The sequence below is a fragment of the Pantoea sp. R13S299 genome (genome assembly GCF_048515925.1).
Lineage (GTDB): Bacteria > Pseudomonadota > Gammaproteobacteria > Enterobacterales > Enterobacteriaceae > Pantoea.
Map to the genome: position 1 here is coordinate 1,104,596 of NZ_JBLYEF010000001.1, position 14,771 is coordinate 1,119,366.

Consider the following 14,771-nt stretch of genomic DNA (forward strand, 5'->3'; position numbering starts at 1 on the left):
AGATGAATGAAAACTCGATTGCCGCGTTTCGTCGCGGCTACCGCATGCAGTGGGAAGCCGCCCAGGATACCCATGTGGTGCTCTATCCCGAAGGCATGGCGAAGCTGAACGAAACCGCCGCGGCCATTCTTGAGCTGGTGGATGGCAAACAAGATATCGCCGCGATTATCGCGACGCTGGATAGCCGTTTTCCGGAAGCGGGCGGCGTAGGGCCGGACGTTTTAGAGTTCCTGCAGTCAGCCTATGAACAGAAGTGGATACAGTTCCGTGACCCCGCATAAACCTGGTGTGAATCCGCCGCTCTGGCTGCTGGCCGAGCTGACCTATCGCTGTCCGCTGCAGTGTCCTTACTGCTCTAACCCGCTGGACTTCGCGCAGCAGGAGAAAGAGCTGACCACGGAGCAGTGGATTGAGGTTTTTCGCCAGGCGCGCGCCATGGGCAGCGTCCAGCTTGGATTCTCCGGCGGCGAACCGCTGGTGCGTAAAGATCTGCCGGAGCTGATCAAAGCGGCGCGCGATCTCGGTTTCTACACCAACCTCATCACTTCAGGCATCGGCCTGACCGAGAAAAAGCTGGATGCGTTCAGCGAGGCCGGTCTGGACCATATCCAGATCAGCTTCCAGGCGAGTGACGAAACTCTGAATGCGGCGCTGGCCGGTTCGAAGAAAGCGTTTCAGCAGAAGCTGGAGATGGCGAAGGCGGTGAAGGCGCACGGCTATCCGATGGTGCTGAACTTCGTACTGCATCGCCATAACATCGACCAAATCGATAAAATCATCGAGCTCTGTATTGAGCTGGAGGCGGATGACGTGGAACTGGCGACCTGTCAGTTTTACGGCTGGGCGCAGCTCAACCGCGAAGGCCTGCTGCCGACGCGTGAGCAGATTGCCCGTGCGGAAGCGGTGGTGAAAACCTACCGTGAGCGGATGAGCACCACCGGTAATCTGACCAATCTGCTGTTCGTGACGCCAGACTACTACGAAGAGCGACCTAAACCCTGCATGGGCGGCTGGGGCGCGATCTTCCTCAGCGTCACGCCAGAGGGCACCGCGCTGCCCTGTCACAGCGCGCGCCAGTTGCCGGTAGAATTTCCGTCGGTGCTGACACAAAGTCTGGACGATATCTGGTATAACTCGTTCGGTTTTAACCGCTATCGCGGTTTTGACTGGATGCCGGAGCCGTGCCGTTCCTGTGATGAGAAAGAGAAAGATTTTGGCGGCTGTCGCTGTCAGGCTTTCATGCTGACAGGCAATGCCGACAACACCGATCCGGTCTGCAGCAAATCACCGCATCATGGCAAAATCCTTGAAGCCCGGCGTGAGGCGGATTGCAGCGACATTAAAATTGGTCAGCTGCAGTTCCGTAACCGCAGCAATTCGCAACTGATCTACAAAACACGGAACCTCTGATGAAAACGCGTTGCCTGGAGATAAACGGTCTGACGGTTGAACTGGTGCATCAAGCTGATGCCAGCCAGGCCGCCGCCCTGATTCAGGTGGGAGCAGGGAGCCATGACGAGCCAGAACGCTGGCCCGGACTGGCGCATCTGCTGGAGCATCTGCTGTTCACTGGCAGCAGCGGCTGGCCGGATGAAGGCCGGCTGATGAGCTGGATTCAGACGCAGGGTGGCAAAGTAAACGCCACTACGCTGGCCCGGCGCAGCGCGTTCTTTTTTGAGGTGACGCCGTCGCTGCTGTCAGACGGAATGGCACGACTACAGGATATGATCGTCTCTCCGCTGCTGGATAATCAGGCGATCGCGCAGGAAGTGGCGGTCATCGACGCCGAATATCAGCTGTTGCAGCGCCATCAGCCATCCCGCATCGAAGCGGCACTGCTGCACGCCGTGCAGTCACCCGCTGAATTCCAGCGCTTCCATACTGGCAGCCGGGAGAGCTTTGGCGATGAGATGTCAGCCCTGCAACGTGCGCTGCGTCAGTTCCACCAGCGCTACTGTTTCGCCAGCAATATGCGGCTCTGGCTGCAGGGACCGCAGTCACTGGATGAGCTGGAACAGCTGGCGCGTCAGTTTGCCGCCGCGCTGCCTGCCGGTCAGTGGCAGCAGGATTTACCCCCGCCGCAGCTGAGCAGCAATCCCTGCTGGCAGCTGGCCGATACCGCTTCGCCTGCGCTGTGGCGCACATGGCTGCTGAATAGCGGTGACGGTGTCACGTTATGGCGTGAGTTTCTGCTGGATGAAGCGCCCGGATCGCTGCTGGCGACCCTGCGTGAGCAGGGGCTGGCAGAGTCGCTTGAGCTGAAGTGGATCTATCAGGCAGGCGGCGCACTCTGGCTGGCGCTGGGCGTCGAAACGCATCAGCCTGATACCGTTAACGTGATTATCGACCGCTATCTGGACGCGCTACGCCAGACCGGTGAAGCGCAACATCAGCACTATCATCAGCTGGCGAAACAGCGATTTGTGACCCTGTCACCGATGGAGCAACTACGCCAGCGCGCTATCGGCTTCGCCCCGGATGAAACCCTGCCAGAACTGCTGCCTTTGCTGGCAAGATTTAATACCGCGCCCGGCACGCTGCTGAATTGCACACCGCAACCGGCAACGGAAAACCTCGTCACACAGGGTTTCAGCCTGGCACTGACGGACTGGCACCCATCGCTGCCTGAGGCGCTGCCCGCGGTGAATTTCACTTTCTATCCGCTCGACACCACTATCACGTCTGAGCCGCTGCCCTCGCAGGCGGTGGCCTTGCCGCATCATCCGTCAGACGACCCTCAGGCAACGCTGATCCTGCGGCCGGAGTTTTACTCAACCTTTAACGCGGAAACCGGCGAAGCGCTGGGACGACGGTTGCGTCCGCTGTTTGCCGCGCTGCGTCATCAGGGCGGAAACGGCAGCTGGCAGGAAGTGGAGGGCGTATGGCAACTGACGCTCCAGCTGACAACGGATGACGCGGTAACTGACCAGGCGCTGAGCCAGATTGTCGCCGCCCTGGCCTTGCCGGTTGAGGCAAATCTGCCATCGCCTGTCGAGAGCATTGCTATCCGCGCGCTGCTGCGGCAGTTGCCCTATCAGCTGGCGGCGACCTTTACGCCGGATTGCTGGCGGGCGGCGCTGAAAGGTAGCAACGCCGCGCTGCATTCACGGATTGCCCGGCGTCTGAGCGCGCTGTCGCTGCCGGTTAACCCCGACACGCCGCCAAAGCGCATGACTACGCAAACTGGCATGACGCGTCTGCTACACGCCAGCGCGGATAACGCGCTGCTGCTGTTTATTCCGCTGCACCGTCCTCAGCAGCTGGTCGCATTGCGCGCGCTGGCGCTGATCTACGAGCCGCGTTTCTTCCAGCGCTATCGTGTTGAGCAGCCTATCGGTTATGTGGTTAACAGCCGCTATATGCGCTGTGCCGATGAAGATGGCGTCTTGTTCGCGCTGCAGTCGCCCGATTACAGCGCGCTGTCTCTGCTGCGCTACTGCCGCAACTTCCTGCGTTCACTCAATGAAACGCTGGCAGGTTGTGATCTGGTGGCATTGAAAGCGCGTCTGCTGAGCCAGGACGTGGCACAGCCGCTGGCACAGTTACGCCGGGAAAATGGTCTGGCAGAACCGGACGCGGCGCAGATTGCTGCGCTGACGCTTATCGATCTGCAACAGCTGCACCGCACGCTGATTCAGGATCGTCGCCGCTGGCGGGTGCTGTTCACTGGTGGCGAGAATGTGTAGCACCCGAGATAAAGTTGCTGAATTTATTTGAAAATTACGGACAAATCTCTTCACTGTCTATTCCGGCCAAACTGGACCACACTCAGTTCACATTTGTCCGCATAAGGAATTGACCGTGAAGAACTTCAAACGTATCGCACTGCCCCTGTTAGCCGCTGCTACCCTCTATGCCCCGTTATCGCAGGCTGAGGCGATGCACTACCAGCTGAACCCTGAGCATACGTCGGTAATTGTTGCCTGGAACCATTTTGGCTTCTCAAATCCAACCGCGGATATCCCGGATGCAACCGGTACTCTGGTGTTCGATAAAGATCATCCGGAAGCATCACGCGTTGACGTGACCCTGCCAGTCAGCAAAATCGACAGCCATGTTGCGGCACTGACCAAAGAGTTCAAAGGCGCTGAGTACTTTGACACCGCAAAATACCCGACTGCGACCTTCCACAGCACCAAAGTGGTTGCGAAGGGCGACAACAAGTTTGACGTTGAAGGCAACCTGACCCTGAAAGGCATCACCAAGCCAGTTACGCTGCACGCCACGCTGAACAAGCAGGGCGAGCATCCGATGGTGAAGAAGCAGGCGATTGGTTTTGACGCCACCGGCACCATCAAGCGTTCAGACTTCAAGCTGGACAAATATGTCCCGGCAGTTAGCGATGACGTCACCCTGACGCTCTCTACCGAAGCCTACGCGAAGTAAGTTTTTCGGTGCGTAGCAGTTCGCTGCTGCGCACCAGATTAATTTTTACCTCTCCTGCATCCTCTGGAATAATCCTGCCAAATCTGTCCTGAAATAATCCTGCCAACCCTCTTAAAACTATTTTCCTGACGCTTTAACAGGGCCAGAACCGGGAAAAATGAGGCGAAAGTCACAAATTCGCAATGTCAGTTTCACGCGCGATCTCCCGTTATTCTGTCAGCCAAAACAAAATCCCGTTCTGCAATCTAACCTGATGATTTTTATTGATTCGTCCGTGAAGTAATAAGTTGGAATAGCGTGACTAAAATCACAAATAAAGGTTTTAAACTGCTGCTGTCAACATGCCTGCCCAAAAAATACCGCGCGTAACTGTGATCTCCTCTGCAAATAGCAACCCGGCGAACCGGAAGAATGGCCCTCAGCAGATTTAGCCAGCGAGGTGAGGGAAATGCGCATTGGAATGGTGATCAGTGGCGGGGATGTCACCGGCATTAATAATTTTGTCTTTCAGATAGGGCGTCTGGCGCAGGCTGAGATGGTGATATTTGACGGCGGCATTCCTGGCCTGCTGGCAAATAACCATCGTGATATCAGCCAGCGCGATCTGCTCGACTTTGCCATCGCCCCGATTCCCGTTATGCAGTCGGGACGCACGCAAAAGAAACTGGTGCGCAGTGAATATGAGTTAATTGCGCGCCAGCTGAAAAGCGCCCGCATTGACGTATTAATTTTGGCGGGCGGTGACGGGTCGCTGCAGTTTCTTCACATCCTGTCTGAGTCTGGCGTTAATTGTTTTGGCGTCGGTATGACCATCGATAATGATGTCTTCGGCAGTGATTACACGCTGGGATTTTCCACCGCCTGTGAACAGGTATTAAAAGAAGTCGCGAAACTGCGTAATACCGGCCGCGCCTTACCCGGTCGGGTCTTTATGCTGGAGTTGCTCGGCGGCTACTGCGGTGAATTAACGCTGCAGTCGGCGATTAAATCTAATGCGGACATTGCGTTAATCCCGGAGTGCCAGATCCCGCTGCCACAACTGGCGCAGCGCATCACCGGGCGACTGGCAGAACAGAACAGCGTGGTCATTCTCTGTTCAGAAGGCTACACCCGGGAATATTCGCCGGGTTTTCAGGGGGCGATCGACACCTTAATCAAACAGCTTGAGCCGCTTATTGGCGTGCGCGTCCGTAAAACCATTCTCGGTTACGGACTGCGCAATGGTGATCCTACCTGCGAAGAAATTTATCAGGGCACCATTATGGCCAGTGAAGTGGTGCGTTGTATTCAGTCAGGCATGCGGAATAAAGCGGTCATTATTAATGGCAGCAATAAACCGATCCCGATTGATTTAATAAGCATGCAAAAACGCCTGGTCGATATTGACGGGTACCATTACAAACTCGCTAAACAACTCAATATAGTGTGAGGAAAAAACCATGCTGAAAATATTATGTGTCTGTGGTTGTGGATTAGGATCCAGTTTTGCGATTGAGATGAGCGCAAAAGCGGTATTAAAAAAACTGGAGATTGAGGCCGACATCGATCACACCACTATTTCAGAAGCGAATGCCTTTAAGTCAGATATGATCCTGACGCAAAAAGCCTTCGCCGATGTATTAAACGCCGACGCCAGTCCGGAACAGATTAAACGGGTCATTATTCTTAACCGGCTGACTGATAAAGCGGAAATAGAGCAGAAGATCCTGGCCTTTTTAAAAGAACGCAACGAGAAGGTCGCCGCCCATGAATAGTGTGATCGACTTCCTGGTAAAAGATCTGCTGGGGCAGGCATCCATTCTGATCGCATTTATTGCTCTGATTGGTCTGCTGCTGCAAAAAAAATCGGCAGGTAAAGTGGTGGAAGGCACCTTTAAAACGCTGCTCGGCTTTTTAATTATGATGGCGGGTATCAATATTATTGTGGGAACCCTGACGTTCCTCAATACCATTTTTACCCACGGTTTTGGTATGCGCGGCTATATCACCGATGTTGCCGCCATTGCCGGGCTGGCCAACCGTGAGCTGGGATCTGAAGTGGCGCTGACGCTGCTGGTGATCTTTATCGTCAATATCATCATCGCCCGACTGACGCCGTTTAAGTACATCTTCCTGACCGGCCAGGCTCTGTTGTGGATGGCGACGATTGGCGCGGTCATCGGCTACAAAGCGGGGCTGACCGGCCTGCCGCTGATTCTGACTGGCGGTATCTTTGGCGGGATCATGGCCGTCGTGATGCCTGCGCTGGCGCAGCCGGTGGTGCGGCGGATCACCGATTCCGATGACGTGGCGCTGGGTCACTTCTGCACCATCGGTTATCTGGTCACGGCGGCGGTCGCCAAGGTGGTCGGCAAAGGATCGCGCTCCACCGAAGACCTGAAGCTGCCGGATAACTTCAAGTTTCTGCAGGATACCTATCTGTCGATGGCGTTGGTAATGGTGCCGATGTACCTGATCCCCGCCGTGGCAGCGGGTCCGGCGTTCATCGCCCAGTACAGCAACGGCATGAACTACCTGATGTACGCCTTTATGCAGTCGATTCAGTTCGTGGCCGGGGTCTTTGTGCTCTACAGCGGCGTCCGTCTGCTGCTGAACGAGCTGGTGCCTGCCTTCCGCGGTATCGCTATGCGCGTCGTGCCGGATGCAAAACCAGCGCTGGACTGCCCGGTGATGTTTCCCTACGCCCCGAACGCGGTGATCGTCGGCTTCCTCGCCACCACGCTGGGTTCCATCGTCGGCATGCTGGTCTTCCCGATGTTTGGTCTGGCGATGATCCTGCCTGGCCTGCTGACCAACTTCTTCGCCGGTGGCACCGCCGGAGTATTTGGTAATGCCATGGGTGGACGGCGCGGCGCGATGATTGGCGGCTTCGTCCACGGCCTCTTTATCACCATTCTGCCCGCCATCCTGGTGCCCATGCTGGAGAGCTACGGCTTCACCGGCGTGACCTTCAGTGACTCCGATGTGATCAGTACCGGCCTGGTGCTCGGCCATGCCTTCCAGAATAACTGGCTGTTCGTCGCCCTGTTTATTGCCTTTGTCACCGCGCTTGCCTGGTTTGTTAACGGCAAAACCACCAAACCTCAAGAGGAAAAAATCCATGAAACTTTATAACTTCGCCGACCTGTTAACGCTGGCTAAACAGCGTGACTTTAAAGCGGTGGGTTCTTTTAATCTTCACTGCCTGGAAATGCTGCCCGCCTATTTTAAAGCGGCAGAGAAAACCAACAGCCCGTTAATGATTCAGATCTCTACCGGCACGGCGAAATATCTCGGCCATAAGCTGCTGGTCGATGCAATTAAATCGCTGTCCGAAAGTATGAATGTGCCGACCTGTCTGCATCTCGATCACTGTTCCGATTTAGCCGCGATTCAGACGGCGATTGATGCCGGATTCAGTTCCGTAATGTATGACGGGTCACATCTTTCGATCGAAGAGAATATTGCCAATACCCGCCGGGTGATTGATATGGCGCGTCCGCATAATGTCTCGGTTGAAGCGGAGCTGGGCGCGATTGGCGGCTCGGAAGATGGTAAATGTGTGGAGATGGAGGCGATCGCTTTTACGCCGGTGGAAGATGCACGCCGCTTCGTCGAAGAGACCGGCGTCGATATGCTGGCGATCTCAATCGGCACTGTACATGGCCTTTACACCGGTAAAGCGCATATTCAGCATCAGCGACTGGCGGATATTACGGCGGCAACCCATACGCCACTGGTACTGCACGGCGGCACCGGCGTCAGCGATGAAGATATGCGGCTGGCGGTGAGCAGTGGAATTGAGAAGGTGAATGTCGGCACCGAAATGAACGTTCAGTGGGTGGCGCAGTGCAAATCAACCTTCGAAAAAGGCAAGGTGAATGACAGCGTGCGTAATTTCCTGGTACCGGCCAATGATGCGGTGACGAATGTGCTGGTAGAGAAAATGCAGTTATTCCGTTAATTGCCCGCGTCGCCATCACCGGGTTATTGCGTTAAACGTTTTAATCATCACAATTAATCTGAGCTACCCCGACATCATAGGGGGCAGGAGAGCCTATGTTTGGATTCTTAAAAAAGTCTCCGGCTGTGGAACAACCCAGCGAGCAGCAACAGGATCATCTGGCGGAATTAAGTCGCGAGAAAATAACGCAACTGGAGCAGCAGCTGGCTATTAATCCGCGTGATGGCGAAACGCAAAAACAATTAATGCTGGAATATAACCGGGCATTAAGTTTATTTGCGAAAAGCCGTCGCTACCGCAATGAAATTGATGCGCTGTTTGTCAAAATCGATGAATTACGCAATGTGGTTCGCCAGTCGATTTAAGGAGAGCTGATGACGATTAAGCAGTTATTGCAAGAGGCCAACGCCATTCAGATTGGCATCGACGCCACGGACTGGCGTCAGGTTATCGCGCTGGCCGCCGAACCGCTGGTCAGCGGCGGCTATCTCGCGGCCTCCTATCCGGATGCGGTGATCGCCAACACGCTGGCCCATGGCGCTTATTATGTGTTTGAGGAGGGCATCGCCATTCCCCATGCGCGACCGGAAGCGGGGGTAATCCGAGACTGTTTCAGTATGATCCTGCTGAATGAGCCAATCTCGTTTGAAGGCGGTGATAAGGCAGACATTGTGATTATGTTTGGCGCGCGTGACAGCAATGCGCACATCGAAGAGGGGATCCGCGCGATTGTGTCGCTGCTGGAGGATGAGGAGACGCTGGTCCGGTTACGTCAGGCCAGCAGTGTCGCGGAGGTTATCGATATCTTATGACGCAAAACTCCCCTCCTAAACGCGTGGTGCTGGTTAACGGCATTCCGGCATCGGGAAAGAGCACCCTGACGCACGCGCTGTCACAACACTTTGGCTGGCCGGTGCTGACGCTCGACAGCCTCAAAGAGCCCTTTATGCACGCTTTCGCGCCGGTCGATCGCCAGCGTAACCGGCAACTGGGCTGCGCGGCTTATCAGGCGATCTGGAATATCGTTGAACAGGCGCCCGCCAGTCAGGTCTGGCTAATCGATGCCTGGTTTGGTTTTCAGCCGCGCACGCTGCTGGAGCAGGGACTGCAACAGGCGGGCGTTGAAGAGGTGCTGGAGCTGTGGCTGACGATCGCGCCGGAGGTGGCGGTGGCGCGCTATCAGGCGCGTCTGTCGCAGCGACTGCCGGGCCATCCGGGCGCGGAGTATCTGCCGGAGCTGCGCCTGCTGGCGCAACAGGCCAGGCCGATGGCGCTGGGACCAGTGTGTGAAGTGGATGCCTGTGCCCAGGATCACGCTGCCGTTATCCACTGGCTGCAACAGCAACTGACCAGAACCCGCTACACTTCAGCTCATCATCAGAGGAGTGAGGAGTTGCAGGATGTCGTTGCCCCCGTATCTGCAAACCGGTGAGAGCGCCGTGCTCTATGACGGCGTCTGTAAGCTCTGTAACGGCTGGGTTCAGTTCCTGCTGCGTCACCATCTGGCGCGGCAGGTGCGTTTTGCCTCGGTGCAGAGCGAGCAGGGCAAAGCGCTGCTGCGCTGGGCCGGTATGCCGGAAGAGAACATCAGCACCATTGTCTACATTGACGGTAATCAGCACTGGCTGCGGGCGCAGGCGGTGTTCCGCGTGATGCAGCACCTGCCGGGCCCGTGGCGAGGACTGGCGGTGCTGCGCCACTTTCCCGACGCGATCAGTAATTTTGCCTACGACCGCATCGCATTAAACCGCTATAAGCTGTTTGGCCGCTACAGCAGCCAGCACGCCATTCAACCCGATTATCCAGGTCGATTTCTGCATGAGGTGGAGCCGTCTGTTACGGAAGGGTAAATACCGTCCGGCAGCGGCTGTCGTCGCCTTGCCATTCCTCCGCGATATCACTTAATGGCCTCGACCGGAAAGGAATGGTAAAACCGTGCGGTCCGGCGGCCTGCAGCATTTCCCCTATCGAGGCGATGAGTTCACGATCTGACACACTGCCCAGCCCGCTTCCCATCAGCGTTAGCCCGGATGAGCGCAGTAGCTTACTGTGCAGGGAAATTTCCTGTCCGCTCAGCGAACCAATCTGCACAAAGCGCACGATTTTGTCGCCACCCCGAACCGCCGCAGTCATGATCGCCAGTGCGCTCTCACCCCACAAATAATCCAGTACGACATCAACGCCCTCTGCCATCAGGGCGGGAAGTTCGGCGGGCAGCGCATCCAGCGTCAGAGTGATATCAGCACCCTCATTGTGCAGCTGCTGCAGCGTTTCTCTGTTACGGCCAGTGGCAATGATTTTACCTGCACCCAGCGCACGGGCTATGCGGATCGCCAGGCGACCCGAAGTGCCGGTCGCGCCATTGATCAGGACGGTCTCGCCGGGGCGAAGTGCGGCCCGACGGGTCAGCGCTGCCCAGGAGGACATGCCCGGATTCGCGAGAGCGGCAGCCAGCACCAGATCAAGGCCAGAAGGCAGTGGGATGATGTGTTCACTACTGACTACCGTGCGCTCGGCCATACTGCCCGAGGCGGAGTCAAAAGCCAGAAAGTAGACAGCCTCACCGTTGTCGAGGTAGCCCGTTCCGTCAATGCCCGGAATAAACGGGAATTGCGCAACGGCGCTGTAGTGGCTGCCCGCCGCCCGGGCTTTTGCCAGCTGGCTGAGTGCTGCGGCTCTGACGGTGATCCGCTGCTGATGCTCACCGGCCTGGGGTTCCGGCCTGTCACCGTAGTGAGGTTTTGCGCCTGCCTGATCGATTATTGCTGCTTTCATGGTTGATCCGCCTTCTGTCTGGGGGATAATGGGTGTAAAGTACACACATTATCCCTGCCTCTGGATGGCGTCAATGAAAAGTGTGCAAAATACACATAAATACGATGCGCTGCATAATTGTCTGCTGACGATTGCAGGCGCGCTTAACCGGCCCCAGCGCGATATGGCGATGATCAAAGCGGCGGGTATTGAACTCGATCGGGCGCTGTTTCCGTTGCTGGTTCAGGTCAGCCGCTTCGGGCCGATCGGCGTAGGCGAACTGGCCGATCGGGTGGGGCGTGACTACAGTACGGTCAGCCGGCAGGTGGCGAAACTGGAGGAAACCGGGCTGGTCATGCGGCAGAAAAATCGTCAGGACAAAAGGATCAACGAGGCAGTTATTACCGCGGATGGCCGGGCGATGACCGATAAAATCGATGCGCAGCGCGTGAAGGTCTATCAGCGCGTTTTCCAACACTGGCCGGAGAGCGATCGCGAAACGCTGGAGCAACTCCTCAGCAGATTTGTTACCGATTTCACCCTGACGGAAGGTGACGAAAATGATGACAAGCATGATGCGGTTTAAGGGAAGAGGGATTTATGCCAGTTAATTTCGATCTCAACGATCTCTACGCGTTTCGCGCGCTGGTGGAGTTTGGCAATTTTCGTCTGGCGGCGGAATCGATCTGCCTCTCACAGTCGGCGCTAAGCCGCCGTATCGACAAGCTGGAAACCACGCTGGGAATCAAACTGTTTGAGCGGACCACGCGTCGTGTCACGCTGACGCTGAAAGGACATGCGTTTGCTCAGCGCTCGGAAAAGCTGCTGGCCGATTTTGAAGAGGTCATGGCCGATCTGAGTGAGGTGAGCTTAGCCCGCACCGGATTGATCACCGTGGCCTGCGTGCCGTCAGCCGCCTACTACTTTATGCCCAGCATCATCCGGCTGTTTCAGGCGCGCTATCCAAAGGTGCGGGTGAAGCTGATCGACAGCAGCGCGGCCAACGTCTATGACGCGGTGATTGGCGGGCAGGCCGACTTCGGCATCAGTTTTTCAAGCCGCTCGCAGCCGGATGTGCATTTCCAGCCGCTGATGGATGACCCATACGTCGCGGCCTGTCGGCGTGACCATCCGATAGCAGGCAAAAAGAGTCTGAGCTGGCAGGCGTTTTATCAGTATGAGTGGGTCGGGCTGGATAAGACTTCCGGCAATCGTAACCTGCTGGATCTGGCGTTGCAGGCGGTAATGCCGGAGAAGCCCTGTATCTGTGAAACCCGGCACGTGACCACCATGCTGGGGATGGTTGAGGCGGGGCTGGGCATTGCTGCTGTCCCCGCCATGTCGATGCCTGGCTACGATCACGCCATGCTGATGGCGGTGCCGTTAACTGACCCGGAGGTAAAACGCACCGTGGGTCTGTTGCGTAAAAATGGCCGCACGCTATCGCATATCGCCAGCGAACTCGAGAACCTGATTATTGAACAGTATCAGCGACTTTAACCGGTTTGGACGCTTTCACAGTGTGCAGACCGCTGGCGTGCACCGCCTGCTGAGCCTGAGGTGAGGCGAGCCAGTGCAGCAGCTTCGCTGCCTCGTCCGGCTGCGCGGATTTGCGCACCACGGCACCGGCGAAGCGGGTGGTGTACTGCAGTTTGTCCGGCAGTTCGCCAATGAACGTTACGCCGGAGACCGGCAGCAGTTCACTGACCTGCTGAAAGCCGATAGCGTATTTACCCGCCGCGACCTCTGATGCCACCGGGATGCGCTCAACCTTCACCGCTTTCGCCTTCACCTGATCCTCAATGCCCAGTCGGCTAAACAGCTGGCTGCTGACATATTTGCCGCTGGCGCTGTCAGAGTAGGCGATGGAAGGGGCGTTCAGCAGGGCTGCACGCAGCTCGCTTTCGCTGCCGATTTTAACCGGCGTAGCCCCTTTTTTAATGACCGCGCCGATGCGGGAGTCCGCCAGTTCAACCCGTGAACCTGGCAGCGTCTCGCCCTTTTTTTGCAGATCGCTTAACGCATCGCCGACCATAATCACCACATCGGCCGGTTCGCCGCGCGCCAGTCGGTTCGGAATTGTCTGCGGTGTCTTGCCCATTGACGGGCCAGCAACGGTGTTGATGGTGATGCCTTCCTGTTTTGCGAATTGGGGCGACAGGGTATCCCACGCTGCTTTGAAACCACCGGAGATCATTACCGTCAGTTCTTTCGCCTGCGCCGTGGCGCTGCCCGCCACGCTGAACAGCAGGGCAGCGTACAGCGACATCGTTTTCAGTTTCATCTTCATTCCTCAGCTTACAGTTTCATGGGCAGGCGATACGGCACTGCGGGTACGACGATAAAGATATAGTGTTGCACCCAGGGCGCAGACGGCCGCAAAACTCATCCAGTAGCCTGGCGAGGCTTTGTCGCCGGTCATCTCAATCAGGCCGGTTGACATCACCGGGGTAAAGCCACCAAACAGCGCCGTTGCCAGGCTGTAGGCCAGCGAGAAGCCCGCCACACGCACTTCCGCTGGCATGATTTCGGTCAGCGCCGGGATCATCGCGCCGTTGTAGAGTCCGTAAATCATCGACAGCCACAGCAGCACGCCCAGCATCATCGAGAAGCCCGGCGCTGCCGCCAGCATGCTCAGCGCCGGATAGGTGGTGACAATCGCCAGCAGGGTCATGGCGACCAGCACAGGCTTACGGCCAAAGCGGTCGGAGATCGCGCCGCCAATCGGCAGCCAGATAAAGTTTGATACTGCCACCAGCAAGGTCACCAGCAGGCTGTCAGAAGCGCTCAGCAGCAGCACTTTCTTACCAAAGGTCGGTGCGTATACCGTAATCAGATAAAAGGCTGTGGTCGTCATTGCCACCATCAGCATCCCGGCAATCACCACCTGCCAGTTGTTGAGCAGGATGCGGAACACCTGTTTCACATCAGGATGGCTGCGACGGTTGTTGAACTCCTGCGTCTCTTCCAGTTTGCGACGCAGCAGGAAAATAAACGGCACAATCAGGCAGCCAAACAGGAACGGGATACGCCAGCCCCATTCGCGGATGGCACTCTCTTCCAGCACGGCGTTGAGGATAAAGCCCATCGCCGCCGCAACCATAATCGCGACCTGCTGACTACCCGACTGCCAGCTGGTGTAGAAGCCTTTGCGGCCCGGCGTAGCGATCTCCGCCAGATAGACCGACACACCGCCCAGCTCTGCACCGGCGGAGAAGCCCTGAAGCAGTCGGCCAATCAGCACCAGCATCGGAGCCCACAGCCCAATGCTCTGGTAGGAGGGGATCAGCACGATCATAAAGGTGCCCGCCGCCATGATGGAGAGCGTAACGATCAGCCCCTTACGACGACCGACCTTATCGATGTACGCGCCCAGCACCACGGCGCCGATAGGACGCATCAGGAATCCTGCGCCAAACACGGCAAAGGTCATCATCAGTGAGGCGAACTCACTGCTGGCCGGGAAGAAGGTATGGGCGATATAGGTGGCATAGAAACCGAACAGGAAGAAATCGAACTGTTCGAGGAAATTTCCCGAGGTCACACGGAATATGGCGCCGATCCTGGCGCGGTGAGTCATGGGTGAGGTTGTCTGCATCAGTAACTCCAGTAAGGTTTGACGCTTTTTGCCGCGCCTGTGAACTGAAGAGTGGATCAGCGCCCGGCGCGAAATAAGTGCAAAAAGGGC

17 protein-coding genes are annotated in these 14,771 nt (G+C 56.8%); 14 read left to right on the forward strand and 3 right to left on the reverse strand.

Features of this window, described 5'->3' with window-relative positions; all coding sequences use genetic code 11:
* Positions 1–2: 2 nt before the first annotated feature.
* The 12 genes from pqqD (at position 3) to ACN1CO_RS05470 (ending at position 10,179) form a co-directional block, all read left to right on the forward strand.
* On the forward strand, positions 3–281 hold the full coding sequence (gene pqqD / locus ACN1CO_RS05415) for a pyrroloquinoline quinone biosynthesis peptide chaperone PqqD (RefSeq protein ID WP_013357814.1): 279 nt from the start codon (positions 3–5) through the stop codon (positions 279–281).
* The gene (gene pqqE, locus ACN1CO_RS05420; protein WP_419138141.1) at positions 244–1,410 is read left to right on the forward strand and encodes a pyrroloquinoline quinone biosynthesis protein PqqE; all 1,167 of its coding nucleotides are present in this window, start codon (positions 244–246) and stop codon (positions 1,408–1,410) included. Before pqqD ends, pqqE begins: the two co-directional genes overlap by 38 nt.
* Positions 1,410–3,686, forward strand: coding sequence for a pyrroloquinoline quinone biosynthesis protein PqqF (gene pqqF / locus ACN1CO_RS05425; protein WP_419138142.1), 2,277 nt, complete (start codon positions 1,410–1,412; stop codon positions 3,684–3,686). Before pqqE ends, pqqF begins: the two co-directional genes overlap by 1 nt.
* Before the next feature lie 115 nt (positions 3,687–3,801).
* Positions 3,802–4,386 (forward strand): YceI family protein, encoded by a 585-nt coding sequence (locus tag ACN1CO_RS05430; protein WP_013357817.1) that lies wholly within the window; start codon positions 3,802–3,804, stop codon positions 4,384–4,386.
* Between the two features lie 448 nt (positions 4,387–4,834).
* Complete coding sequence (locus tag ACN1CO_RS05435) at positions 4,835–5,815, forward strand: 6-phosphofructokinase (RefSeq protein ID WP_419138143.1); 981 nt, start codon at positions 4,835–4,837, stop codon at positions 5,813–5,815.
* 10 nt (positions 5,816–5,825) lie between these two features.
* Positions 5,826–6,140, forward strand: a complete 315-nt coding sequence (locus ACN1CO_RS05440) for a PTS sugar transporter subunit IIB (RefSeq protein WP_090961135.1) — start codon at positions 5,826–5,828, stop codon at positions 6,138–6,140.
* Complete coding sequence (locus tag ACN1CO_RS05445; protein WP_419138144.1) at positions 6,133–7,500, forward strand: PTS sugar transporter subunit IIC; 1,368 nt, start codon at positions 6,133–6,135, stop codon at positions 7,498–7,500. Before ACN1CO_RS05440 ends, ACN1CO_RS05445 begins: the two co-directional genes overlap by 8 nt.
* The gene (locus tag ACN1CO_RS05450; RefSeq protein ID WP_419138145.1) at positions 7,487–8,329 is read left to right on the forward strand and encodes a class II fructose-bisphosphate aldolase; all 843 of its coding nucleotides are present in this window, start codon (positions 7,487–7,489) and stop codon (positions 8,327–8,329) included. The genes ACN1CO_RS05445 and ACN1CO_RS05450 overlap by 14 nt, the downstream gene beginning before the upstream one ends.
* Before the next feature lie 95 nt (positions 8,330–8,424).
* A complete protein-coding gene (locus tag ACN1CO_RS05455; RefSeq protein WP_010245053.1) occupies positions 8,425–8,694 on the forward strand; it encodes a hypothetical protein in 270 nt (89 codons plus the stop codon).
* A 9-nt stretch (positions 8,695–8,703) separates the two neighbouring features.
* Positions 8,704–9,141, forward strand: coding sequence for a PTS sugar transporter subunit IIA (locus tag ACN1CO_RS05460; RefSeq protein ID WP_419138146.1), 438 nt, complete (start codon positions 8,704–8,706; stop codon positions 9,139–9,141).
* A complete protein-coding gene (locus tag ACN1CO_RS05465) occupies positions 9,138–9,761 on the forward strand; it encodes an AAA family ATPase (protein WP_419138147.1) in 624 nt (207 codons plus the stop codon). The genes ACN1CO_RS05460 and ACN1CO_RS05465 overlap by 4 nt, the downstream gene beginning before the upstream one ends.
* Positions 9,730–10,179, forward strand: a complete 450-nt coding sequence (locus ACN1CO_RS05470; RefSeq protein WP_419138148.1) for a thiol-disulfide oxidoreductase DCC family protein — start codon at positions 9,730–9,732, stop codon at positions 10,177–10,179. Before ACN1CO_RS05465 ends, ACN1CO_RS05470 begins: the two co-directional genes overlap by 32 nt.
* Here ACN1CO_RS05470 and ACN1CO_RS05475 read toward each other — a convergent pair.
* Positions 10,166–11,104 carry a quinone oxidoreductase family protein gene (locus tag ACN1CO_RS05475; RefSeq protein ID WP_419138149.1) on the reverse strand — a complete coding sequence of 313 codons (939 nt, stop codon included), beginning with the start codon at positions 11,102–11,104 and terminating at the stop codon, positions 10,166–10,168. The two genes, ACN1CO_RS05470 and ACN1CO_RS05475, sit on opposite strands and share 14 nt — an antisense overlap.
* A gap of 73 nt (positions 11,105–11,177) precedes the next feature.
* On the opposite strand from ACN1CO_RS05475, the gene ACN1CO_RS05480 reads away from it, so the two are divergent.
* Both ACN1CO_RS05480 and ACN1CO_RS05485 read left to right on the forward strand, forming a co-directional pair.
* Entirely contained in the window at positions 11,178–11,669 is a 492-nt protein-coding gene (locus ACN1CO_RS05480; RefSeq protein ID WP_419138150.1) for a MarR family winged helix-turn-helix transcriptional regulator, read from the forward strand.
* 14 nt (positions 11,670–11,683) lie between these two features.
* Positions 11,684–12,583 carry a LysR family transcriptional regulator gene (locus ACN1CO_RS05485; protein ID WP_419138151.1) on the forward strand — a complete coding sequence of 300 codons (900 nt, stop codon included), beginning with the start codon at positions 11,684–11,686 and terminating at the stop codon, positions 12,581–12,583.
* Here ACN1CO_RS05485 and ACN1CO_RS05490 read toward each other — a convergent pair.
* A complete protein-coding gene (locus ACN1CO_RS05490) occupies positions 12,558–13,367 on the reverse strand; it encodes a molybdate ABC transporter substrate-binding protein (RefSeq protein ID WP_419138152.1) in 810 nt (269 codons plus the stop codon). The two genes, ACN1CO_RS05485 and ACN1CO_RS05490, sit on opposite strands and share 26 nt — an antisense overlap.
* A 9-nt stretch (positions 13,368–13,376) precedes the next feature.
* A complete protein-coding gene (locus ACN1CO_RS05495; RefSeq protein WP_419138984.1) occupies positions 13,377–14,684 on the reverse strand; it encodes an MFS transporter in 1,308 nt (435 codons plus the stop codon).
* Between the last annotated feature and the right edge of the window lie 87 nt (positions 14,685–14,771).